Origin of the sequence: Marimonas arenosa, from assembly GCF_030848945.1 — a bacterium.
Classification (GTDB): domain Bacteria; phylum Pseudomonadota; class Alphaproteobacteria; order Rhodobacterales; family Rhodobacteraceae; genus Marimonas; species Marimonas arenosa.
In genome coordinates this window covers 1,101,709-1,124,073 of the sequence record NZ_JANHAX010000001.1, presented here as the reverse complement: position 1 = coordinate 1,124,073, position 22,365 = coordinate 1,101,709, and the positions used below count along the sequence as shown (strand labels likewise).

The 22,365-nt window shown below is 66.0% G+C and carries 15 protein-coding genes; 6 read left to right on the top strand and 9 right to left on the bottom strand.

Annotation, left to right across the window (positions count from 1 at the left end; all coding sequences use genetic code 11):
• Positions 1-3 precede the first annotated feature (3 nt).
• The 4 genes from NO357_RS05480 to NO357_RS05465 all read left to right on the top strand — a co-directional run bounded on the left by NO357_RS05480 (position 4) and on the right by NO357_RS05465 (position 7,854).
• Positions 4-1,005, top strand: coding sequence for a glycosyltransferase (locus NO357_RS05480; RefSeq protein ID WP_306734598.1), 1,002 nt, complete (start codon positions 4-6; stop codon positions 1,003-1,005).
• A 1-nt stretch (position 1,006) separates the two neighbouring features.
• Positions 1,007-5,554: a MupA/Atu3671 family FMN-dependent luciferase-like monooxygenase gene (locus NO357_RS05475; protein ID WP_306734597.1), complete on the top strand. Its 4,548-nt coding sequence runs from the start codon at positions 1,007-1,009 to the stop codon at positions 5,552-5,554.
• A gap of 3 nt (positions 5,555-5,557) precedes the next feature.
• Positions 5,558-6,247, top strand: a complete 690-nt coding sequence (locus NO357_RS05470) for a 4'-phosphopantetheinyl transferase family protein (RefSeq protein ID WP_306734596.1) — start codon at positions 5,558-5,560, stop codon at positions 6,245-6,247.
• 275 nt (positions 6,248-6,522) lie between these two features.
• Positions 6,523-7,854: a GumC family protein gene (locus NO357_RS05465; protein ID WP_306734595.1), complete on the top strand. Its 1,332-nt coding sequence runs from the start codon at positions 6,523-6,525 to the stop codon at positions 7,852-7,854.
• Here the strand turns inward: NO357_RS05465 and NO357_RS05460 are convergent.
• From NO357_RS05460 to NO357_RS05435, 6 genes are all read right to left on the bottom strand, one after another.
• Positions 7,851-9,230, bottom strand: coding sequence for a CpsD/CapB family tyrosine-protein kinase (locus NO357_RS05460; RefSeq protein WP_306734594.1), 1,380 nt, complete (start codon positions 9,228-9,230; stop codon positions 7,851-7,853). The two genes, NO357_RS05465 and NO357_RS05460, sit on opposite strands and share 4 nt — an antisense overlap.
• 205 nt (positions 9,231-9,435) lie before the next feature.
• Positions 9,436-11,532, bottom strand: a complete 2,097-nt coding sequence (locus tag NO357_RS05455; RefSeq protein ID WP_306734593.1) for an NAD-dependent epimerase/dehydratase family protein — start codon at positions 11,530-11,532, stop codon at positions 9,436-9,438.
• 9 nt (positions 11,533-11,541) lie between these two features.
• Positions 11,542-12,531 (bottom strand): glycosyltransferase family 2 protein, encoded by a 990-nt coding sequence (locus NO357_RS05450; protein ID WP_306734592.1) that lies wholly within the window; start codon positions 12,529-12,531, stop codon positions 11,542-11,544.
• A complete protein-coding gene (locus tag NO357_RS05445) occupies positions 12,528-13,790 on the bottom strand; it encodes a glycosyltransferase (RefSeq protein WP_306734591.1) in 1,263 nt (420 codons plus the stop codon). The genes NO357_RS05450 and NO357_RS05445 overlap by 4 nt, the downstream gene beginning before the upstream one ends.
• Positions 13,787-14,752 carry an NAD-dependent epimerase/dehydratase family protein gene (locus NO357_RS05440; protein WP_306734590.1) on the bottom strand — a complete coding sequence of 322 codons (966 nt, stop codon included), beginning with the start codon at positions 14,750-14,752 and terminating at the stop codon, positions 13,787-13,789. The genes NO357_RS05445 and NO357_RS05440 overlap by 4 nt, the downstream gene beginning before the upstream one ends.
• Entirely contained in the window at positions 14,743-15,858 is a 1,116-nt protein-coding gene (locus NO357_RS05435) for a Gfo/Idh/MocA family protein (protein ID WP_306734589.1), read from the bottom strand. The genes NO357_RS05440 and NO357_RS05435 overlap by 10 nt, the downstream gene beginning before the upstream one ends.
• A 239-nt stretch (positions 15,859-16,097) precedes the next feature.
• Between NO357_RS05435 and NO357_RS05430 the strand changes: the two genes are divergently transcribed.
• Entirely contained in the window at positions 16,098-16,856 is a 759-nt protein-coding gene (locus tag NO357_RS05430) for a WecB/TagA/CpsF family glycosyltransferase (protein ID WP_306734588.1), read from the top strand.
• Positions 16,857-17,018: 162 nt separating this feature from the next.
• Here NO357_RS05430 and NO357_RS05425 read toward each other — a convergent pair whose 3' ends face one another.
• The 3 genes from NO357_RS05425 to NO357_RS05415 form a co-directional block, all read right to left on the bottom strand.
• Positions 17,019-17,795 (bottom strand): SDR family oxidoreductase, encoded by a 777-nt coding sequence (locus NO357_RS05425; protein WP_306734587.1) that lies wholly within the window; start codon positions 17,793-17,795, stop codon positions 17,019-17,021.
• Positions 17,785-19,341 (bottom strand): GMC oxidoreductase, encoded by a 1,557-nt coding sequence (locus tag NO357_RS05420; RefSeq protein ID WP_306734586.1) that lies wholly within the window; start codon positions 19,339-19,341, stop codon positions 17,785-17,787. Before NO357_RS05420 ends, NO357_RS05425 begins: the two co-directional genes overlap by 11 nt.
• Before the next feature lie 99 nt (positions 19,342-19,440).
• Positions 19,441-21,396, bottom strand: coding sequence for an acyltransferase family protein (locus NO357_RS05415; protein WP_306734772.1), 1,956 nt, complete (start codon positions 21,394-21,396; stop codon positions 19,441-19,443).
• Positions 21,397-21,568: 172 nt separating this feature from the next.
• On the opposite strand from NO357_RS05415, the gene NO357_RS05410 reads away from it, so the two are divergent.
• A complete protein-coding gene (locus tag NO357_RS05410) occupies positions 21,569-22,360 on the top strand; it encodes a crotonase/enoyl-CoA hydratase family protein (RefSeq protein WP_306734585.1) in 792 nt (263 codons plus the stop codon).
• Positions 22,361-22,365 lie beyond the last annotated feature (5 nt).

Genomic DNA, 22,365 nt, shown 5'->3' with positions numbered 1-22,365 from the left:
ACCATGGCCCGGCTTCTGACCATCGTGCTGAACTACCGGACGCCGGAGATGACGCTGGCGGCGGCGGAGACGGCGTTGCGCGAGATGGACGGGATCGACGGCGAGTTGGTGATCGTCGACAACGACAGCGGCGACGGTTCGTTCGACATGCTGCGGGACGGGGTGGACGAGAAGGGGTGGGACGTTCGCGTCCTGCAATCCGGGCGCAATGGCGGCTTTGGGGCGGGTAACAATTTCGGCATCCGCGCTGGGCTGTCGGACGGGGCGAACCCGGACTATTACTACATCCTGAACTCGGACGCGTTTCCGGATGAAGGTTCGGTGCGTATCCTTATGGAATATCTGGATAATCACCCCGAAGTGGGGTTTGCCGGAAGCTATATTCACGGGCCCGAACGTGACACCCATGTCACGGCTTTCCGGTTCCCGTCGATCCTGTCCGAATTCGAAGGCGCGGCGCGGTTCGGGCCGGTGAGCCGGATGTTGGCCGATCACGTGGTGCCGTTGCCGGTGCCGGATCATGCGCAAGCCGTCGACTGGCTGGCCGGCGCCAGCCTGATGATGCGGGCCGCGGTGCTGGACGAGATCGGGCTCTTCGACGAGACCTTCTTTCTGTATTTCGAGGAAACCGACCTGTGCCGGCGGGCGAAGGTGGCCGGCTGGCCGACCCACTACGTCCGCAACAGCGAGGTCACGCATATCGGGTCCGTGTCTACCGGGATGAAGGAATGGGACCGGGTTCCGGAATACTGGTTCGATTCGCGCTGGCACTATTTCGTGAAGAATCATGGGCGGTTATACGCTATTCTTGCGACGCTGGCGCATCTGGCCGGGGGGCTGATCCACCGCGGGCGGGTGCTGCTGCGGGGAAAACCGCCTGGCGATCCGCCCCGGTTCCTGCGCCATCTGCTGGCGCATGACATGACGGCACTGTTTCGGGGCAAGGTGCCGGCGAGAAGCGATGCAAACGCGCTGAAGCGAACTGCTTTCGGGGAAGGAAAGTGAGATGTCCCAGGTATTCGTGATTATTGGCAATGAAAGCCTGGCCGTGCAATGCGGCGAGAAGGCCCTGGCGCAGGGGCATGCGCTGGCGGCGGTGGTGACCCGCAACCCGGAGGTGTCCCGGTGGGCCGAGGGGCGGGGCATCGCGGCGATTGCGCCGGGTACCGGGTTGGCGGACCGGTTGGCGCCGGTTGCGCATGACTGGATTCTGTCGATTGCCAATCTCGACATGCTGCCGCGGGCGGTGTTGGCGCTGCCGCGCCGGGGAGCGGTGAATTTCCATGATGGGCCGCTGCCGGCCTATGCCGGGCTGAACGCGCCGGTCTGGGCCATGCTGGAAGGCGAGACCCGGCACGGTGTTGCCTGGCATATGATGGAGGCCGAGGCCGATACCGGCGGCGTCGTCGCCCGGGCCGGCTTCGAGATCACGCCGAACGACACGGCGCTGACGCTGAACACCAAGGCTTACGAGGCCGCGATCGGGTCTTTTGACGAGGTGCTGGAAAAACTGGAGTGTTCGGAGGTTCCGTTTGAAAAACAGTCTCTTGAGGGGCGAACTTACTATGGCCGCCTGAAGCGCCCGGCGGCTGCGGGGCGTGTTGATTTCACGACGACCGCGACGGGCGTGACACGTTTCGTGCGGGCGCTGGATCATGGGCCCTACTGGAACCCGCTGGTGATGCCGAAGATCGAGGCCGGCGGCCGCGTGCTGCTGGTGGGCGGCGCGAAGGTTTCGAAAGAGCCTGTCGCGGCAGCGCCGGGCACGTTGCTGGAAGTCGAGGACAACGCGCTGCTGGTCGCCTGCGCTGAGGGTGCGGTGGTGCTGTCGGCCGTGACCGCGATCTGCGGCGGCGAGGTGTTGTTGCCGACGCTGGTCGCCAAGGGTGACGTACTCGCTTCGCCCGGCGCAGACACAGGCGCGGCGCTGGACAAGGCGATGACGCTGGCGGCGAAGGGCGACGCGCGCTGGCGGACGCGGCTGCGCGAGATGGTGCCGGCGGACCTGGCCGGCATTGGGGCGGCACCGGGCGAACCGCGCGAGATCGCGCTGGATCTGACCATATCGGGTGATGACACGTTGCGACTGGCGGCGGGTCTTGTGGCGGCCCTGTCTGAAAGCGGGGTGGCCGACCTGGCCTTTGCGGCCGACGGCCGGGTGGCGGCCCCGGGCTATGTCAGCGACTGGGTGCCGGTGCGGGTCGGCGACGATCTGGAGGCGGCGCGTCAGGCGCCCGTTTTCGCGTTGGATTTGCAGGCGCGGGACCGGGAGATCGGGCGGGTGACGCAACCGGCGATCGGTCTCAGTGATGCCGGCATGGTGCCGGGCACGGCGATGAGTTTCACTTCCGACACGCTGATCTACGATGCGGGACGGGTGCCGGAGGCGCTGGCGCAGCTCTGGGCCAAGCGGATGGAGCATCTGAGCCGCGTGCCGGGCGTTTTGGAGCTGCATCCAAAGGACATGCCGGTGCTGCCCGAGGCAGAGCGCGCGCTGGTCCTCGAGACGTGGAACGCGACGGAGACGGATTTCGATCCGCAGCTTTGCGTGCATCAGGCCTTCGAAGCCCAAGTGGAGAAGACGCCGGATGCCGTCGCGCTGGTCTTCGAGGGCGAGAGCCTGAGCTATGCGGAGCTGAATGCCCAGGCCAACAAGGTCGCGCATGTGTTGCGCGAGATAGGGGTGGCGCCCGGCTCGCTGGTGGGGCTGGCAACCGAACGGAGCGTGCATCTGCTGACGGGAGCACTGGGCATTCTCAAGGCCGGGGGCGCCTATGTGCCGCTCGACCCGAGTTACCCGGCCGACCGGATTGCGCTCTATGTCGAGGACAGCGGAGCGCCGGTGATCGTTACGACCAGAGCCACGATGGCCGCTCTGCCGCTTTCCCGGGCGGACACGCTGGTGCTCGACGACGATCCGCGCCTCGGGGCGGCGCCGGACAGCAATGTCGAGAGCAACGTCAAGGGCGACGATCTCGCCTATCTGATCTATACGTCCGGGTCGACGGGTAAGCCCAAGGGCGTGATGGTCGAGCATCGTAACGTGTCGAACTTCTTCACCGGCATGGATGCGCGTATCCCGCATGAAGCGGGGAACGTCTGGCTGGCGGTGACGTCGCTCAGCTTCGACATCTCGGTGCTGGAGCTGTTCTGGACACTGGCCCGTGGGTTCAAGCTGGTTTTGAGCGGTGACGAAAACCGGACGCTGGTGAGCCACGGCCGGATCGCGATGACCGGCAAGGGGATGGAGTTTGGCCTGTTCTACTGGGGCAACGACGACGGGCCGGGCAAACAGAAATACCGGATGTTGCTGGACGGTGCGAAATTTGCCGATGCCAACGGGTTTTCCGCCGTCTGGACGCCCGAGCGGCATTTCGCGGCGTTCGGCGGGCCTTATCCCAACCCGGCGGTGACGGGGGCGGCGATTGCGGCTGTGACCAAGAATATATCAGTGAGATCAGGGTCTTGCGTGGCGCCGTTGCACCATCCACTGCGCATTGCCGAAGACTGGGCCGTGATCGACAACCTGACCGAAGGGCGCGCGGGGCTGGGCATCGCCTCGGGCTGGCAGCCGGATGATTTTGTGCTGCGCCCGGAAAACGCGCCGCCTACCAACAAGGCGGCGATGTTCGACACGATCGAAAAGATCCGCGCCTTGTGGCGGGGTGAGACCGTCGAGTTTCCCAACGGCAATGGCAAGGACTGTGCCGTGCTGACCCAGCCGCGGCCGGTGTCGCGAGAACTGCCGGTGTGGCTGACCATCGCCGGTAACCCGCAAACCTGGCGCGAGGCGGGCGAGATCGGGGCCAACGTGCTGACCCACCTTCTGGGCCAGTCGATCGACGAGGTTGGCGAGAAGATCAAGATCTATCACGAGGCGCTGCGCAAGGCGGGGCACAATCCCGACGATTTCAACGTCACGCTGATGCTGCACACCTATATCGACGAGACCCGCGAGAAGGCCAAGGAGATCGCGCGCGGGCCGATGAAAGATTACCTGAGCGCGGCGGCGGTGCTGATCAAGCAATATGCCTGGACCTTCCCGGCGTTCAAGCGGCCGAAGGGCGTGGACAACCCGTTCGAGCTCGATCTGGACACCCTGACCGAGGAAGATCTCGAAGGGATCCTGGAATTCGCTTTCCTGCGTTATTTCGAGGATTCGGGACTGTTCGGAACGGTGGAGGACGCGCTCGACAGGGTCGAGCAGTTGAAGCGGATCGGCGTGACCGAGATCGGCTGCCTGATCGACTATGGCATCGACCCCGAGGTGGTGCTGGAGAGCCTGCCGCGCCTCGCCGAAGTGCATCGACAGGCCAACCTGGCTGAAGGCATGGCCGAGGACGACTATTCCATCGCGGCGCAGATCGTGCGGCATGGGGTGACGCATCTGCAGTGCACGCCGAGCCTCGCACGGATGATCGCGATGAACGAGGAGGCGCGGATGGCGCTTGGCCGGGTGAAACACCTGATGATCGGCGGCGAGGCCCTGCCGGGCGCGCTGGTCGAGGAGTTCGCGCAAATCACCGGGGCCCACATCGAGAACATGTACGGACCGACCGAAACGACGATCTGGTCGACGACGGAAACCGCACAGCCCGGCGAGGGGGTGGTGAATATCGGAACGCCGGTCGCCAACACCCGGGTCTACGTGCTGGACGAGGCCGGCGCGCCTGTGCCTGTGGGGGTGCCGGGGGAGCTCTTTGTCGGCGGCGCCGGGGTGACGCGCGGCTACTGGCAGCGCGACGACCTGACGGCGGAGCGGTTTGTCGCAGATCCGTTCCACGGCGGGCGGATGTACCGGACGGGGGACCTGGTGCGGTGGCGGGCGGACGGCAAGCTCGACTTCCTTGGCCGGGCCGACCACCAGGTGAAACTGCGCGGCTATCGCATCGAGCTGGGCGAAATCGAGGCCCGGCTGATGGACCGGCCGGGCATTCGCCAGGCTGTGGTGATGGCGCGAGAAGACAGCCCGGGAGACAAGCGGCTGGTGGCCTATGTGCTGAGCGACGCCGCGCCCGACGAGGCCGCATTGAAGGCGGCGCTGGCGCGCGACCTGCCCGAGTTCATGGTGCCGGGTCATGTCGTGCGGCTCGACGCGTTCCCGCTCACTCCGAACAGGAAGGTCGACCGCAAGGCGCTGCCGGCGCCGATGCGGGTGACGGCGCCCGCGCAGGCCAGCGAACAGAAGCTGCACGAGGCGGGCTCGGTCGAGGCGCATATCTCGGCGGTGTGGACTCATGTGCTGGGCGTCGATCACATCGGCGCCAAGGACAGTTTCTTCGATCTTGGCGGGCACTCGTTGCTGGCGGTGCAGGCGCACCGGGAAATCCGTGAGCTGTGCGGCGTTCCGAAACTGGCAATCACCGACATCTTTCGTTTCCCGACGCTGGCAGGGCTGGCGCAGCGGGTGCGCGACCTCAGCAGCACGGCGGGCGAGGCGCCGGCCCCGGTTGCGGCGGCAAAGGCTGCCTCGGAGGAGCGCGAGGACGTGCGCCGAGATACCATGTCGCGGCGGCGCGACATGCGGGCACGGCGGCGGATGGCGAGAACCTGAACCATGGCGCTGGACCTCTCCCGACTGGCGATGCTCGAGGCGCGACTGGCCGGGCTGTTGCCGGCGGGCCTGGCGGTGGCCTGCACCGATCCGGGGGACGAGGTGCCGAGGGACGAGGTCTTCGATACCGAGCTTGCCGCGATGGCGCGGGCGGTGCCACGGAGGCGGCGCGAGTTTCTGGCCGGACGCAAAGCGGCGCGTCGCGCGATGGCAGGGTTGGGCCTGCGGCCCGCGCCGGTGATGATGGCGCCAGACCGGGTGCCGGTCTGGCCGGAGGGGTTGATCGGGTCGATCTCGCATTGCGACGACGCCTGTGCCGCCATCGTCGGGCGGGCCAAGGCCTGCCGTTCCGTGGCGGTCGATCTCGAGCCGGATTTGGCCCTGCCGGCAGAGCTGGAACCGGTGGTCTGTCTGCCGCAGGAGCAGGCCTGGCTGGCCAGCCTGCCGAAAGATGCGCGCGGGCGGGCGGCACGGCTGATCTTCTCGGTCAAGGAATGCGCCTACAAGCTGCAATACCCGGTGACGAAAGAGATCCTGGACTTCACCGATCTGCGCGTTGAAGTGGATGTCGACACTGCCCGATTTGTGGCACAATTCCGGCGCGATTTGCCTGAGTTTGGAGATGGCCAGCCGCTGACGGGACAGTTCGGGGTCGAGGGTGGCACCCTGTTTTGCGTCATGTGTTTGATGTAAAGAACTAAAAATAAAAGAAAAACAACGATCCGATCGGTTGCGAGAGTTGCGGGTGCGGAAACGGTGAGTTTCTGGCAATTTTGTGAAAATAGTGGCGAAATCGAGGCAGATTTCATACAGTGCCTCTAGTCCACCCTGCTGGCTTGGCGGAACTGGACGCCTGGCATGGGGTTGCGCTGTGCGCACCAAGAGATCCATGCGACCGGGGGTGGAGAAAAAATCAGCAAAATTCCTGCGGGGGCAGGGGATTTCGCGACAGAAACGGGGTTTGGACGATGGGCCAGATTCAGTCGCTTGGGGATTTCCTGAACATGATGCGCCGGCGCATCGTGCTGATTTCGGCTGTGGTGTTGTTGGGGACGGTGGCATCGGTGTGGTGGGTGCTATCACATCCGAAGATCTATGAGGCGACGGCGGTGGCCCAGATCGAAAACCCGGCGGTCCGCAACGCGCGCTCAACCGATCCGGTCACGGCCACCAGCAGCTCGGAACATCGCCTGCGCCTGTTCGAGCAACAATTGATGGCACGCGACAACCTGATCGCGATGGTGGATCGCTATGATCTTTTTGGCAACACCGACCTGTCGATGGCACTGAAAGTTGCCCGATTGCGCGAAAGCATTCGGATTGCCCAGATCAACGATCCGAATGCCGCCTTCGGCGCGCCACGCGTGCCCACCGGCATGACGATCAATGTGACGGACGCGAACCCCGAGGTGGCCGCCGCTCTGGCCAATGATTTCCTCGATCAGCTGGTGCGGCTCAATCGCCAGCGTATTTCCGCCGCCGCCCAGTTGAACCTGGACTTCTTCGAGGCCGAGGCGGCACGGGTCGAAGCGGAAATGTCGGTACTTGAGACTCAGATCGCGGCGTTCAAGGAAGACAATGCGCCATATCTGCCGGCCGGTGTCACGGCCCAGCGCGACGAGCTTGGCACGTTGAAGTCCACGCTTCTCGACCTTGAGCAGAGATTGATCGAGCTCGATGCCTCGCGGACGCGCCAGCGCGCCGAGGTGATCGAGCGGCAAAGCACACTTCTGCGCCAGCAGCAGGCGCTGATCGAACAACGCATTGCCGAGATCGAGGCCAACATTGCCAGCGCCCCGGAAGTGGAGCGGCAATTCGGCATTCTCACCCGAAGTCTTGAACAATTGCGGGACGAGTATTCGGTCATCACCCGCCGCGCCACCGAGGCGGAGATGGGGCAGTCCCTGACCAACCAGGAGCAGTTCGAGCGGATCGAGGTGTTGGAAACCGCTCTGGTGCCTGAAAACCCGGTTTCCGGATCACGCAAAAAGAAGGCAGCGGTCGGTGCGGCTGTCAGCCTGCTGCTGGGCGTGGGATTGGCCTTCCTGCTGGAGATCATGAACCCGGTGATCCGCACGCCGGCGCAGTTGGAGCGTGAGCTGGGCGTGAAGGCTGTGATTGCCATCCCGAAACTGACCACCGAGCAGGGCAAGCGGCACAAGCGTCTGTTCTGGGTAACGTTGCTGGCCGTGACCGTGGCGTTGATCCTGTCGGCCTGGAGCGTGGTCAAAGAGATGATCGGAACCGTGACCGGCGTGGTGGCCGAGCGGATGCGCAAGGCGCAACCGGTGCGGGATTAGTAGTCGTAGCTGTAGCCCTGGCCGGATTCGGTTTCGGCCTGGTTGAGCACGACCCCGAGAAGCGGCACGTCCTCGCCCAGGCGGCGCATGGCTTCGCGCACCTCGTCGGCGGTGGTGGTGCCGCCGCCAACCACCATCAGCACCCCGTCGAAATGCTTCTTGAAGGCGATCACGTCGTCATAGGCCAGCGCCGGCGGCAGGTCATAGAGCACGACGTCGGGATCGAGCTCGGCCATCATCCGGTCGAAGGTCGCATCGGTGAGCGGGTCCTGCATCAGTTCCGAGGCATAGGCCTCGACCCGGCTGTTGAGGCCAACGGCGAGATTGGTGCCGATATTGAGCGCGTTGCGGCCCAGACGCACGAAATGCTCTGACACGCTGGTCTTGCCTTGCAGGAAGTCGCCCATGGCGCCGGGATCGGGCGCACCCAGCACGTCTGCGAGCGAGGGGTTGCGCATGTCCATGTCCATCAGCACGGTGCGCATCGCCTCGTAGCGCGACAGCGAAATGGCAAGGTTCACGGCGGTGAAGGTCTTGCCGCTGTCACGGGTGGGCGACGTAACGGCGACGCGTTTCCAGTCGTTGTCGTGGAGCGTCTGCACCAGCCGGGTACGTAGCACGTCGAAGGCGCCGTGGGCCGGGTCGTGGCGGCCGGCCGTGATGATCAGGTTGCGCGCCAGATGGCCCGGATCGACCGGGATCGAGGCGAGACTGGCCCAGACCGCGTCGGGAGACAATGGTTCGGAGGGCGGCGGCGAGACGGGCACCGGAGCGACATCGGGGGCGGTGTCGTCGGTTTGGGCCGGGCGGGCCTCGGCGTCCGGCTCCGTGTCGGGCGGCTCCGTCTCGGGCGGTTCCGAGGCGTCGGTTACCGGCGGTTCGGCGTCCTGCTCCGTCGGGCCAGTCTCGGGCTTGGGTGCCCGCGGCTTACTGTCAAGCTCGCGCGCCAGAAGCGCGAGCGCATCGGAGAGCGAGGCCGGGGCGGAGTCGTCCTGCAGCGGGGCGGCGGTCGGGAAATCGGTCGCGGCCTCGGGCTGGAAGGTGTCTTCGATGGCGGCTTCATCTGCTTCGCCAAAAACCTCGTGTGCCGCTGTGGTCGGCTCAGAGATCGTGCCTTCGGTTTCGGTGACGGAGAGGAAATCGGCGTCCTCGAAGGAGTCGAACACCGGGTCCGCGCCGTCCGTCGGCTCCCAGATCTCCTCGCGCTCGCGTTCACGGGTTTCGGCGTCTTCGTCAGGAGTATCGGCAACATGGGGCAGATCGAAGGTCGCAGTCTCGTCGGCGGTCTGGCCGGCGATCTCGGCGATCAGCCGGTCGCGTTCGGCCTTGTCGAGCCGAGGGCGGGATTTGCGGGTGAAGCGGGGACGATCAGACATGCCGTGCCCTCCGGCTGCACCCCGGTCCAACGGTTGCGCTGGTGCTTCTTGGTCTGCCCGTCACGCTCACTTCTCGTTTGCCTCGCGTGGAGTTGCTCTCCACAGTCTACACGCCGGCCCGCGCCGGGGCCAGACGGCGATCTTTGCCATGCAGTATGCAGGAAAATCGGGCCAAATTATGCCCGGCCGGCGGTTTTCCGAGCACTCAGAAACCCAGGAGATTGGCCTGCACGATGGCCTTGTCGACGAAACGGGACATGTCGGGTTCGGGTTGCCAGCCGAGGACTTGCTTGGCTTTCGTATTGTCGAACCGAGAAAAATGGGCGCGGCTTTTCCAGTCCTTGAGCGACGGGCGGTCGAGACCTTTGCGGCGTAAGGCTTTGGTTTTGAGAAAGAATTTGACGGCATCCGCGGCATAGAACGGCCAGAGCGGGCCGGAGGAAACCTTGATCCGGGCGCCCAGCGCCTCGTGAATGGCGTCGAAGTAACCACGGGCAGAGAACATCGGTTCGCCCGCGAGGTTGAAGCTTTCGCCCACGGCTTCGGCCACCTCGATCATCCGCACCAGTGCCTCGGCCGTGTCGTCGATCAAGGCAAATGGCAGGACGTGGTGACCGCGGCCCCAGAGCCGGATCGCACCGGCCCCGTGCCAGCGACCGATTCCCCAGTGCTGCAGTGGTCCGCCGACGCCGATGACGATGGCCGGGCGAGCGATGACGAGGGGCAGACCCTCGTTGCGGTGCATCTGCATCAGGCGGCGTTCGCATTCCGCCTTGGAGCGGGCATAGATGTTGCGATCACCCATATCACCGAAAGCGGTGTCCTCGGTGATGGTGACGCCCGGGTCGGACATGTCATAAGAGGCGATGGTGCCGGTATAGACCAACCTTTCGACCCCGGCGGCCTGTGCGGCGCGGGCAACACGCAGGGCGGTGCCGACATCGTTCTCGAGCGCCGCTTCCCAGGTCGTATCGAGCGACTTGGCAAGGTTGTAGACGTATTTGATGCCTTGCATAGACTCGGTGAGCGCGACTTCGTCGGACAGCGAAGCGGCATAGGTTTCAACGTGGTTGGCGATGTCGTTGAACGGGCCGGTTGAGCCGCGCGACAGCACGCGTACGTCGTGGCCGCGCTCCACGAGTTTGCGGGTGAGCGCCCGGCCGATGAAGCCGGTGCCGCCGATCACGATGGTGTCTGGTTTGGGTTTGCCACGCGGTTTCTTCGGTTTCGGATCGGCGGGCATGAGCGCCAGCGCCGCGTCGAGGCTGTGCATGATCGCGACCGCCGAAGCGCCGGAAAAGCGCGGGTCGGTGGGGCGGCTTTCGGCGATAGCGCCGTAGACTTCGGCACAGAGGCCACGGAAGCTGAGGCCGTAGGGGCTTTTCTGGTTGAGCGAGGTCAGTTGGGTTAAGGCGTTGCGGGTGCCTTCGCGCAGGTGTTGCCAGGACTGGCAGAGCTCGGCGCGCAGCGGGTTGAGGACGAGGTCGGAAGAGTTTGGCGCGGCAATTGTCAGCACGTCATTGGCGTAATCGAGCCGCGCCATTGCCGAGGAGCCGCGCAGCAGCACCGAGCGGTCGTCATGGGTTTCGACCAAAGAGAGGGTGAAATTGACGTCGACCTCGCCGGCGCGGGCCATCAGGCGGATCGCTTGCGGCCGGGTGCCGCCTCCGGGCAGAGCAACGGGTTTGGACGTCTCGAGATGGAGGATCTCGACCGGGCCGAACAGGTCCTGGGCGAAGGCAAAAAGATGTGGAGCAAGCTCGAGCAGGAGGTTCTTGGTCTCGCGCATCAGCCAGATGCCATAGGGACCGGCGCGCAGCGGGCCGAGCGGGAAGGCCCAGGTGATGTCGGCGGTAGAGATCTTACCGAGCTTGCCGTCTGCAATCAGGCGTTTGAGGCGGGCGTAGGCGGGGATGCCGAGGAAGTTGTGGCCGGGGGCGAAACGGACATTGGCCGCTTGCGCGGCAGCTTCGATCTGGGCGGTCTCGTCGCCGGACATGGCGACGGGTTTTTCCACAAGAACGTGCAGTCCGGCACTGATGCATTGCAGCGCGATGCCGTGATGCAGATGCGGCGGGGTGCAGATATGGACGGCATCGACCGCACCGGCAGCAATCATATCGTCGAGGCTGGTGAAGGCCTCGATACCATAGCTTGCGGAGAACCCCTTTGCCGCACTGGCCGAGGTATCGCAGACGGCCACCAGCCGGGCGCTCCTGGTGGCGCGCAGAGCGTCGGCGTGCCAGGTCGAGATGTAGCCTGCACCGATGATGCCGACGCGGATTTCGCCTGAAGTTGTCAAGGTAACCTCTTACTTATACTCGATGATTTCCATGTCCCAGCCGCGGCGCTTGCGCTTCCAGTAGCGCGTGACACCGATCAGGTTGGGAAATTTCGACAGGAACAGCAAGACGCTGTGATGCAGCGCGGTCTTGAGTGGCAGGCCAGCCTTGCGCAGCCCTTCGGCGGTGCGGACGTAGGAGGCGAGATAGGCCAGCAGCACCAGAGCCAGGAGCGGCAGCGACATCACCGCGCCTACGATGAAGAAAAAGGGCAGCACGCCGCCGAACAACCAGACGCGGCGGCGTTCGTTCTTGAAGTGCTCGGGGTGCAGGTCGCCGACCTGGGCAAAGCCATGGCCGGACCGGATCGCCCGCTGCCACCATTGGCTGAACTGCACCATCGCCGCGTCGTGATGGGTCATCGGGATCGGCAGGCGATGGACGCGGTGACCCGCCTTGCGGACACGGGCGCAGAACTCGTCGTCTTCGGCGGCGATGACTTTCGGGTTGAAACCGCCCAGCTGTTCGAACAGCGCCCGGCGGACCATCATGTCACCGCCGCAGGCCTCGATGTCGCCGGCCGGGCGGTGCCATTCGAAATCGCACATGGCGTTGTAGACCGAGGCCTCGGGATCGATCTCGGCGCGCCAACCGGTGATGATTCCGATATCGGGCTGGGTGTCGAGTGCATGGGCGGCATGGGTCAGCCAGCCGGGTTCCAACACGCAGTCACCATCGACGAATTGCACGTAATCGGGCGGGTTCGGGCCGGTCGCCAGGGCCTCGAACCCGGCGTTGCGGGCACGGGCGGCGGTGAAAGGCTCGGAGGTGTCCAGAAGGACCACCTGGGCACCGGCCTTGCGGGCCTCCTGGACGCTGTCGTCGGTCGATCCGCTATCGACATAGACCAGCCGGCGGGCCTCGTCCTTCATCGAGGCCAAGCAGTTGATCAGCCGCTGGCCCTCGTTACGACCGATGACCACGGCGCCGATGGTGGCCTGTGTCACGGGGGGGGTCATGGGCGCGGCTCCGGGCGTTTCGGGGGTTGGCTACATTCGCCATAGGCGCGGAAGAGATGGGCGAGGCGGGCGGCCTCGGTGCGGCTGGTGAATTCGGCTTCGATCCGGGTTCGACCCGCTCGAGCCATTTTGTGCGCATTATCAGGGCTTTGCAGGATCATCCTGATCGCTGCGGCAAGGTCGTCGGCGTCGCCGGGTGGAACCAATAGGCCGGTGTTGCCGTGTTCGACCAGCTCGGGGATACCGGCGATACGGGTGGCGACGACGGGAACTTCCGCCGCCAGCGCCTCCATCAGTACCACCGGCAGGCCTTCTGCAAACGAGGGCAGCACGAGCAGGTCGGCGTCTTTCAGAAGCGACGCGACCTCGGACTGCGAGCGATAGCCCATGAAATCGACCTTGTCCGACAGGGCCAGAGCGCCGGCCTGTGCCTCGAGCGCGGCGCGATCGGGGCCGTCACCGACGATGGCGAGCGACAGGTCGGGATGGTCGATCCGGGTCAGAGCCTCGAACAGCACCGGCAATCCCTTGACGGCGGCGAGACGGCCGACGAACAGGAGCTGGGCGCCGCGTTCGCGCGGGGCTGGCGTGTAGCGGCTCGGATCGACGCCACAATGCACGATATGGAGTTTCGGCCAGTCTTCCGGCGCGGAGAAGGCCATGGCCTGTGACCGGCAGAACTCGGAGATGCAGGCGACGAAACGGGCGCGGCGGATCTTTTCGTCCAGCCGCCAGCGGATCGGTTCATAGAAAATGTCGGGCCCGTGCAGGGTGAACGAAAACGGGATGCCCGAAAGGTCCGAGGCGAGCATGGCGACGGTGCAAGACGACGTGGCGATATGGTTGTGCAGGTGGGTTGCGCCGGTTTTTTTAAGCTGCCGGGCGAGCACCGCGGCCTCGGCGAAGTAGATCAGCTGGTAGAGGGTTGCCTTTACGCCGCCGGGAGAGGTGCGCGTCGCCAGCACCAGGGTTCGGAAATAGCGGCCGGGATGTCGGGCGAGCAGTCTCAGATGGGCCGAAAACAGTCGGGCAGGGTTTTTCGTGGCTTCGAGCAGGTGGAAGGTGTTTGCGGCCTCGACCCGCTGTTCCTCGCCGACATGATGTTCCGGGCCGGTGCGGCGGACTGAGCAGGTTTCGACCTCGAGCCCGAGTGCGCGCAAGGCGGCGACCTCACGCTGGATGAAGGTATCCGTGGCTCGGGGGTATTCGCCGGTGAGATAAGCGATGCGCCGGGTGGGGTCAGGGGGGCGAGGGCTCATGAATCGGACGCCTCGCTGCGGGTGACGGCGGCATGCAGCGCGTTTTCAAACGGCAGGCGGGACTGCCAATGCAACTCGGTCTGGGCGCGGACATTGGTGTAGCGTTTGGCGCCGAACCGGAACTCGAGCGTGCGGGGTTGCAGGAGGTCCGGCAGGTGGCCGTGGACAGCCGGGATGTGTCCGAGCCCGCGGCCGATGGCGGCGAAGGCCTGCCAAGGCAGCGGTACCTTGAGGCGCGGCGCAGAGGGACCGAGCGCCTTGAGATAGCGCCGGGCATCGGGCAGATCGCTTTCGACCAGATTGACCGGGCGCAGGCCGCCGCCCGGCGGCGGAGTTTCGGCGGCGAGCACCAGCGCCTCGGCACAGGCATCGAGCCCGATCACCGGGATTTGGGCTGTGTTTCCCAGAGCCAGCAGCAGCGGGCCGAAGCGGCGGCCAAGATGGGCGTTCCAGAGTCGATGGGGACCGAAAACTGCGCCGGGCCGGGCGATCCAGCCAGCAAGCCCGGTATCTGCAAGTAGCGCTTCCTGCGCCAGTTTCGACCGGGCGTAACCGTCGCGGTCCCGGGGGGCGGGATCGAGCGGCGTGTCCTCGTCGATGTTTCGGGCCATGGCATCGTAGACGGCGATCGAACTGACCAGCACCAAACGAGTCTGTGGCGTCTGGTGCGTGAGCGTCGCGATCACGTTCCTGGTGGCGTCCAGCGTGTCGCGCTGGGTGCGCGCCGGATCACCCGACATTGCGGCGGCGGCGTGGACCATCGCATCGGCGCCGATCAGCGCGGAACGGAGCGTGGTGATATCGGCAGCAAGATCGCAGGGCAGAACTTCGACGCCGGGCGGGAAGAAGGCGGTTTCACGCCGCACCAGCGCGCGCACGTTATGGCCACGGCGCAGCGCCGCCTCGACGCAGGCGCGACCGATGAACCCGGAGGCCCCCGTGACGACGAGAGTCAGAGCCATGGCATCGGCTCCATCAATTGGCAGCGGGAGCGGATGTCGGTGGCCCCCGTGGCGCCGGCATTGTGAACGGCCAGTGTGACCTCGGTGAGATGCAGGGCGAAATCGCCGGCCAGCCGGCTGGGGCGGCCGGCGGCGATGGCATCGAGCATTTCCGCTGGGCCAAGGGCGAAATTCATTGCCGCCGCGCCGGTGCGGGGCACTTTGGGATGCGTCTTACCGGCGGGTTTGAGGCGCTTTCCGATCGGGTGCTCGAGCAGCCGGCGACGGATGCGGAAACGGCGGTGGAAGCGGACCGGGGCGGCGTTGTCCCAGGCCTCTTTCAGTTCGAGATAGCCATTATCCCCAATGATGCGAATACGGTGATCATGAGGCGCGGTAATGGAGCAGGTGAGCCGCGCGACGGGCCCCTGTTCAAAGAACAGCGTCGCGACCGAAAAGTCCGGCGTGCCGGAGACGCCGCGCTTGTCGGACAGCACCTCGGCCGCGGCGGCGACAACGCGGGTGACCGGGCCGAACATGGCGATGAGCCAGCTGAGATAGTAGCCGGCATGTTCCAGCGTGCAGCCGGTCCTGAATTCGTCCTCGTAGGGCCAGGGCGCGCCGGAGGCGGAGCGCCAGGTTTCGACCGGGGCCTGCGAAATGAAACCGTCGTCAAGCTCGGCATAGGCCAGTCGTGGCGTGCCGGCGATGCCGTCGCGGGTGGCCTTGATCAGGAGTTGCGCGGCTTCCGACAGGACCGAGGAGGGAGCGGAGGCGAGTTGCAGTTTATTCGAGGCCGCGAGCGCGGCAAGCTCTTCGGCCTCGGCCAGATCGAGCGCCAGCGGCTTTTCGCAGAACACGTGATGGCCGGCCTGCAACGCGGCGCGATTGATCGGTGTGTGCGCAGCGGGATTGGTGAGGTTGAGAACGAGGCCATCCTCGGGCAGGGCGGCGACGGCCGCCTCAAACGTGTTGAAGCTGGGGACGGACCAGTGCGCGGAGAAGGCGGCGAGGCGGGCCGGGTCGCGGTCAAACGCGCCAAGCACTTGGATTTCGGGGAAGGTCCGGAGCCCGGCGGCATAAAGGTCGGCGACGAAGCCACAGCCGATGATCACGACGGCACTCATCGATGCGCCCCCCGGACACGGGGGAGCGTCCCGGACGCTGTCCGGACCGGAAGCTGCGCGACAGACATATTCTTTGCCCTTGCCATCTTGTTTGAGGGCCTACAAAACATAGGAAATGGGCGATACTGGGGCATGAAGCCGAAAAAGCTCTGTTTTTCCTCGTTTGTGCCACGAATTCGGTCCTTATTCCAGTTACGACCGAGAGCTCGGGCCTCAGGGTCGGGCGCAGGAGGGCGTAGGTGGAGTTTCGTATAAGCAACCAGGTGATCAGGGTGAACGTGCCCGATGCCAACGCGCTTCTCGCTGAGGTGCGGGCGCGGCTCCGGCAGGGGGCGGGGTTTGCGCTGGCCACGATCAATCTCGACCATCTCGTGAAGCTGCGCCGGTCTGCCATCTTCCGGGCGGCCTATGATGCCCAGGACCTGGTGGTGGCGGACGGGCATCCGATCGTCTGGCTGGGGTGGCTGGCGGGCCGGCCGTTGGGGCTGGTACCGGGATCGGACATGGTGCTGCCGCTGGCAGAAGTCGCGGCCGAGCAGGGTGTCAAGGTTGCGCTGGTCGGTTCGACTGAGGCGAGCCTTGCAGCGGCGGGCGCGGAGATGCAGCGCCTGATCCCCGGGCTCGAGATTACCGCGCAGATCGCGCCGCCGATGGGTTTCGATCCGGAGGGACCGGCCGCGGACGCGGTGCTGGCGGAACTGGACCAAAGTGATGCTGGTCTGGTCTTTCTTGCGCTCGGCGCGCCGAAGCAGGAAATCCTGGCGGCGAGAGGGCGAACGACGCTGCCGAGGGTCGGATTCGCCAGCATTGGTGCGGGGCTGGATTTCCTGTCCGGCACCCAGACGCGGGCGCCGGCCTGGGTGCGGGCGATTGCGATGGAATGGGCGTGGCGGATGCTGCAGAACCCGCGGCGGCTTGGCTGGCGCTATGCAAAATGTTTCGCGATCCTGCCAGTGCACGGGCTGCGAGCGCTGGGGACGCGGCTGTCCGGCCGCTGATGGCGGATGAGGACGGCGGTGCGGCGCTCCCGTTGGTGTGGATCGATCCTCCGACCGTCTCCTAGAGTGCCAACGCGGCGCAGGTGGTTCGGGTTGCTGGCGTTTATCGGGGGCGCGGCCCCCAGGCCCACAGAGTATTCCCGGAAAGATGAAGGACCGGGATCAGTCCCGGCCGAGGCGGCGGGGGGAAGGTCGGCGAAAGAGGAGCAGGTCTTTCAGGCGCGACTTGAGGCCCCGTGGCGGGAGGATTTCCCTGTCCATCTCGAAGGTGGCGGCGGTGAGGGACGGGTCGTGCCAAAGGGCCAGTTCGGCGCCCCATACCGCTGAGGTTTCAGGCGGCAACCCGTCGGGGACACCCATCGCCGTGGCGAGCATGCCGGGCATCCAGTCGGTGATGACAATGTCGGGAAAACGGTCGGAGAGATCGGCCTTGAGGGCGCGGGTCAGGATGCGGGCGGCGCCCTTGGAGGTGGAATAGGCGGCCGCGGTGGGCAACGGGTGCAGGTCCGCGAAGGTGGCGACGTTGAGGATACGGCCGAAGCCGGTCGGCACGAAGCGATCGAGGGCCAGGCGGGTGCCGGCAAGCGTGCCGGCGAAATTGACGTTCATGGTCGCCATGAAGCTTTCCGGTGTTTCCGCGAGGATGTCGCGATGCGGGTAGGTGGCGGCATTGTTGATCAGCAGGCTGAGCGGAGCGATGCGATCGGCCTGGTCGAACGCTGTGCGCAAGGCGGTGAAATCGCTGATATCCGCAGCGATGGGGTGGAAGCCGGGGCCGGCGGCGGCGGCGGTCTCGTGCAGCGCGTCGGCGCGGCGGCCGAGACCCGCGACCTGCATGCCGCGCCGGGTGAGTTCCACGGCCAGGGCCCGGCCCAGGCCGGAGCCGGCGCCGGTGACGAGGGCGAGGCCGGACAGGATACGGGGATCGTTACGGGGCATCGGGGGCCTCCTTGATCGCGTCGGCCACGCGCAGGGCCTGAGCGGCAATGGTGAGAGAGGGGTTCACACCCATCGACGTCGGCATGAAACCGGCATCGGCGCACCACAGGTTGGGCAGGTCGTGGGTGCGCCCCTGCGGGTTGAGCACGGAGGCGGACGGATCCTGGCCGAAGCGCATGGTGCCGGACGGGTGGCCGTGGTTGAGATCGGGGCTGCGCGACAGCAGCAGCCGGCGCTGGCCGCGGAAGGCGCGGGAAATCTCGCGGCGGAACAGGTGACGGCGGGCGAGGAGCTCGTCATGGAGCGTGTAGCTGAAGGCGACATCGTCCGAGCCCGGCACCGGCGGCAGGACCCGGTTTTCGTCGTAAGGCAGGTCTTCGAGCAGGCCGACGAAGATCTTGGCCGAGCCGAGCAGCTTGGTGGCCAAGGCAGCGGGAATGCGGGAGAGTTTTCCGGCCAGCGGGAGACGGCGCAGGACGGTGCGGGCGATCAGAGCTTCCAGGTAATAGGCGATTTCGCCATAGGAGGCGGTGATCCCCATCGCCTGGACCATGCCGAGGCGCTGGCCCCGGGCGTGGTAGAGATCGCGCAGGCCGATCGCCTTGGTCGGCGTCGGGTCGGTCAGGCCGGGCCAGACCGCGAACAGCTCGTTGAGGTGAAACATCAGGCCGCGGCCGACGAGGCCGGAGCTGTTGGCGATGCCGTTCGGAGCCTGGTTGCAGGCCGACGCGAGACAGAGCCGGGGAGACCCGAAGGCGCCGCCGGCGAGCAGGTAATGCCGGGCCCGGAGCCGGAGGGACTCACCGCCGCGGCGGGCCTCGAGATGGGTGATCCGGGCGCCGTCCGTGGCGATCCGGGTGACCTCGCAATTGTCGAGCAGCGCGGCTTTTCCCGTGGAGAGTGCGGGTTCGACCCCGGCGGAGCGGCCGTCCATCTTGCAGGCGCGCGGGCATTTGTGGCCGGTGCAGTCGCGACAGCCGGGCAGGCGGGCAATGGCGGCGTGCAGGTGATAAGGGTGCAAGCCGCGCTGCCTGAGACGTTCGATGATGCGGGCGTCTCCGGGCGCCAGGGCAGGCGGCGGGCGTAGGGTCTGGCCGGCGCAATGCGGCTCGCCGGAGACCATGTAGAGCTGCTCCGCCCGGGACAGGTAGGGAGCGAAATCGTCATAGGACAGTGGCCAGCCACCGGTCGGGTGCGGGTGGCCGGGTAGGTCGTCGAGATCATGCGGTTCGGGGCGTTCGAGCGTTGCGGCATAGAACACCGAGCTGCCGCCCACACCGGCGCCGAGCGGACCGAAAAAGCGGTTGTCCTGGCCGTTCTTGCGTTCGACCATCTGGCCGGGCCAGAAACCGCGCAGGCGCCGGGCTTCGGGCAGGAAGATGTCGTGCGACAGCGGCGTGCGTTCGGCGCGGTGACCGGCGGGACCCTTTTCGACGAAGAGCGTGTTCAGCCCGGCCTCGGCCAGCGCCCGGCCGGCGGTGCCGCCGCCGATGCCGGTGCCGACGATGATCACGTCCCAGGTCTTGTCCGTCAGCTCTTGGGTCATGGCGATGGTTCGGGTTGGCCTGCCGGAGAGGGGGCTCTGCCCCCCCACTCCCAGGGTATTTTTAGCATGATGAAGCGTTGGGTGGAGAACTCGGCCATATCAGTTCTTTACCTCGAAGACCGGGGAAATGAGACCAGCGAAGGCGCGGGCGGCGGTGTTGGTCAGATGATTGTTGTCGAAATACCAGATGGCGTCGCCATGGCGAGCCGAGCATTTCTCGGCGGTGCAGAGAACCGGCCAGGGGTCGATCAGGCGCAGGCTGCCCTCGGCGAGATAGGGGGCGAAGAGCGCCTCTGCGCCAGCGGCGCGGGTTTCTGCGACGGTCCGCGACACGTCGGTGGGGGTCTCGGTGGGCAAGACGCGGCCATAGGCGAGGCGGCGGGCGGTTTCACGACTGTCGTAGTCGGGAATTTCGGGCGGCTGGCGCAGCAGGAAGAGGCGGGGAAAGTGGCGGCGGAGCTCCGGTAGGGTTTCGGCCAGCGCACGTGACAGAACCTCGCGGTTGGTCGACCCGCCAAGCCCGGCAAGCCGGATGGTGTTATGCGCGTCACGTCCCGAGCCCGCGCCGTCGGCATAGTAGGCCCAGCGGGCGACGAGCAGGAGAGTGCGGGCCTGGGCGAGGCTAGCGAGGCTGCGGCGGATTTCAGCGGTGCCGGCGGCGCAGGCAGCGTCTTCGGCAGGGGTGGCGTAGCTTTCCTGCTTGCTGATGCCGAATACCGGCGGGCAGCCGGCATGCCAGATGATCAGGGCGGGCGTATCGGTGTCAAAGGCCGCCTGTTCGAGAACTTCCTTGATCGCGCGCAGGTGGCTGTCGCCCCAGACGATCACTTCGGGCAGGCCTTCGGGTCCGATCGGGCAAAGTTCGACGTTTTTGAACGGTGATTGCGCCGGGGTGTGACAGCGCGACCAGTCCTGATTGAAATCGGCCGAGGCGGCAATATAGGCGCGGGTTTCGGGTGCGAAGCGGGCGGGCAGGCCATCCTTGACATAGGCCAGCGCTCCGATGCCCAGCGCGGCGGCGGAGGGCGCGGCCAGCGCCGCCAGAACCCGCCAGCCGGAGCGGGGGTGCGTGCGCCGGAACGGGGTTTCGATCAGCGCCCAAGACAGGATGGCCAGCGCGAATGCGAGGGCGAGCCACAGCGCGGCTTCCAACGGGCCGGCATAGCCGTCGCGCCAGTAGCGTGACAGCACCAGCACCGGCCAGTGCCAGAGGTAGAGGGAATAGGAAATCTTGCCGATGAACACCGGCAGTGGGGCGGCAAGGGCGCGGTTGACGCGATTGTCGTCCTTGCCGTTGGCGATCAGAAGGGTGGTGCCGAGCACCGGAAAAAGCGCCTGCCAGCCGGGGAACCCTTGCGGTGCGACCAGGGTAAGCCCGGCAAGGACGAGGGCGAGACCAGCGTAGCTGAGCCCGGGACGGAGAACGTAGCTGAAGCCGCGGCTGTGGCCCGCAACAGCAAGCAGGACGCCGGCCAGCAATTCCCAAGCGCGGAACGGGAAAAGGTAGAAGGTGGTGGTCTGATCTGTCGGGCTGAGGGCGATGTTGGCGGTAAGGGAGCCAACAAAGAGGACGACAAGCAGCGCAACGAGCAGTCGCCGCCAGCGCGCGAGGGCCAGCATCAGCACCGGCAAGACGATATAGAACTGTTCTTCGACAGCCAGCGACCAGGTGTGCAGCAGCACCTTGTTCTCGGCGCCGATGTCGAAATACCCTTCGCCGCGCCAGAACAGCACGTTCGACAGGTAGGTGGTTGCGGCGATGAGTTCCTTGCCGAATTCGCGGAATTCGAAAGGCAGAAGCACGACCCAGGCGACAAGCGCGGAGGCTGCCGCCATGGCGAAAAAAGCCGGCGCCAGGCGCTTGACCCGGCGGGTGTAGAAGCGGGCGAGGCTGATCGAGCCGGTTTCTTCGAGGTTGCGCCAGAGGATCCCGCCAATCAGGAAACCTGATATGACGAAGAATACATCAACACCGGTAAAGCCTCCGGGCAAGCCGGGCACGCCGAAATGATAGAGCACCACGCCGAGCACCGCGATCATGCGCAGCCCGTCTATTTCGGGGCGGTAGGTGGGATGGGCAAGCGGTTCTATCGGGGCGCTCCGGGCTGGAAACCTGACGAAAGCAAAACGTGACGCCGCGTTTAGTGCAAGAAAGGGGCAGAATTTTCACCGCTTCGTTGCGAATTTGCGGCGGCGGCGGCACGCTGTCGGTCAAAGGGAGGAGAACATGGCGGTGCGGATCGAAAAGGCCGGGCCGGTCAGGACGGTGATCCATTCCAGGCCCGAAGCGCGAAACGCGATGGATGCGGACAGCGCGGCGGCGCTTTTTGAGGCGTTTTTGGCCTTCGAGGCTGACGACGGTGCGCGCGTGGCGGTGTTCTGGGGGGAAGGCGGGGCATTCTGTGCCGGATGGGATCTAAAGCAGGTGGCGCATTTCACCGAGGGCGGTGGGATGGAGCGACTGGATTTCCCGGAAGAAGGCCACGTGATCGGGCCGATGGGGCCGTCGCGGCTGGAGTTGTCGAAACCGGTGATCGCGGCGATTGAAGGCCCGGCGGTGGCGGGCGGCATGGAACTGGCGATCTGGGCCGACATCCGGGTTATGGCTGAGGGTGCCTTCATGGGGGTCTATTGCCGGCGCTGGGGGGTGCCATTGATCGACGGGGGCACGGTCAGGTTGCCGCGGCTGGTCGGCGAGGGCCGGGCGATGGACCTGATCCTGACGGGCCGCAGGGTCGAGGCGGAGGAGGCGTTGCGCATCGGGCTGTGTGAATACGTCGTGCTGGAGGGGCAGGCCCGGGAGAGGGCCGAAGACCTGGCACAGCAGATGGCCCGGTTTCCACAGGGGTGTTTGCGGGCTGATCGGGCTTCGGCGCGGGAGCAGGCGGGTTTACCGTTACGTGCCGCGCTGCGCCAGGAATGGCGCGGCAGCCGCGACATGGTCACCTTGGAAGGCGCCGCCGGGGCGGCGCGATTTGCCGGCGGAAAGGGGCGGCATGGCGATTTCGGCGACATTTGAAAGGT

Bases quoted from the DNA above. Each gene is read 5' to 3' on its own strand.
- NO357_RS05480 (WP_306734598.1), top strand. From the start codon at position 4: ATGGCCCGGCTTCTGACCATCGTGCTGAACTACCGGACGCCGGAGATG.
- NO357_RS05475 (WP_306734597.1), top strand. From the start codon at position 1,007: ATGTCCCAGGTATTCGTGATTATTGGCAATGAAAGCCTGGCCGTGCAA.
- NO357_RS05470 (WP_306734596.1), top strand. From the start codon at position 5,558: ATGGCGCTGGACCTCTCCCGACTGGCGATGCTCGAGGCGCGACTGGCC.
- NO357_RS05465 (WP_306734595.1), top strand. From the start codon at position 6,523: ATGGGCCAGATTCAGTCGCTTGGGGATTTCCTGAACATGATGCGCCGG.
- NO357_RS05460 (WP_306734594.1), bottom strand. From the start codon at position 9,230: ATGTCTGATCGTCCCCGCTTCACCCGCAAATCCCGCCCTCGGCTCGAC.
- NO357_RS05450 (WP_306734592.1), bottom strand. From the start codon at position 12,531: ATGACCCCCCCCGTGACACAGGCCACCATCGGCGCCGTGGTCATCGGT.
- NO357_RS05445 (WP_306734591.1), bottom strand. From the start codon at position 13,790: ATGAGCCCTCGCCCCCCTGACCCCACCCGGCGCATCGCTTATCTCACC.
- NO357_RS05440 (WP_306734590.1), bottom strand. From the start codon at position 14,752: ATGGCTCTGACTCTCGTCGTCACGGGGGCCTCCGGGTTCATCGGTCGC.
- NO357_RS05435 (WP_306734589.1), bottom strand. From the start codon at position 15,858: ATGAGTGCCGTCGTGATCATCGGCTGTGGCTTCGTCGCCGACCTTTAT.
- NO357_RS05425 (WP_306734587.1), bottom strand. From the start codon at position 17,795: ATGCCCCGTAACGATCCCCGTATCCTGTCCGGCCTCGCCCTCGTCACC.
- NO357_RS05420 (WP_306734586.1), bottom strand. From the start codon at position 19,341: ATGACCCAAGAGCTGACGGACAAGACCTGGGACGTGATCATCGTCGGC.
- NO357_RS05410 (WP_306734585.1), top strand. From the start codon at position 21,569: ATGGCGGTGCGGATCGAAAAGGCCGGGCCGGTCAGGACGGTGATCCAT.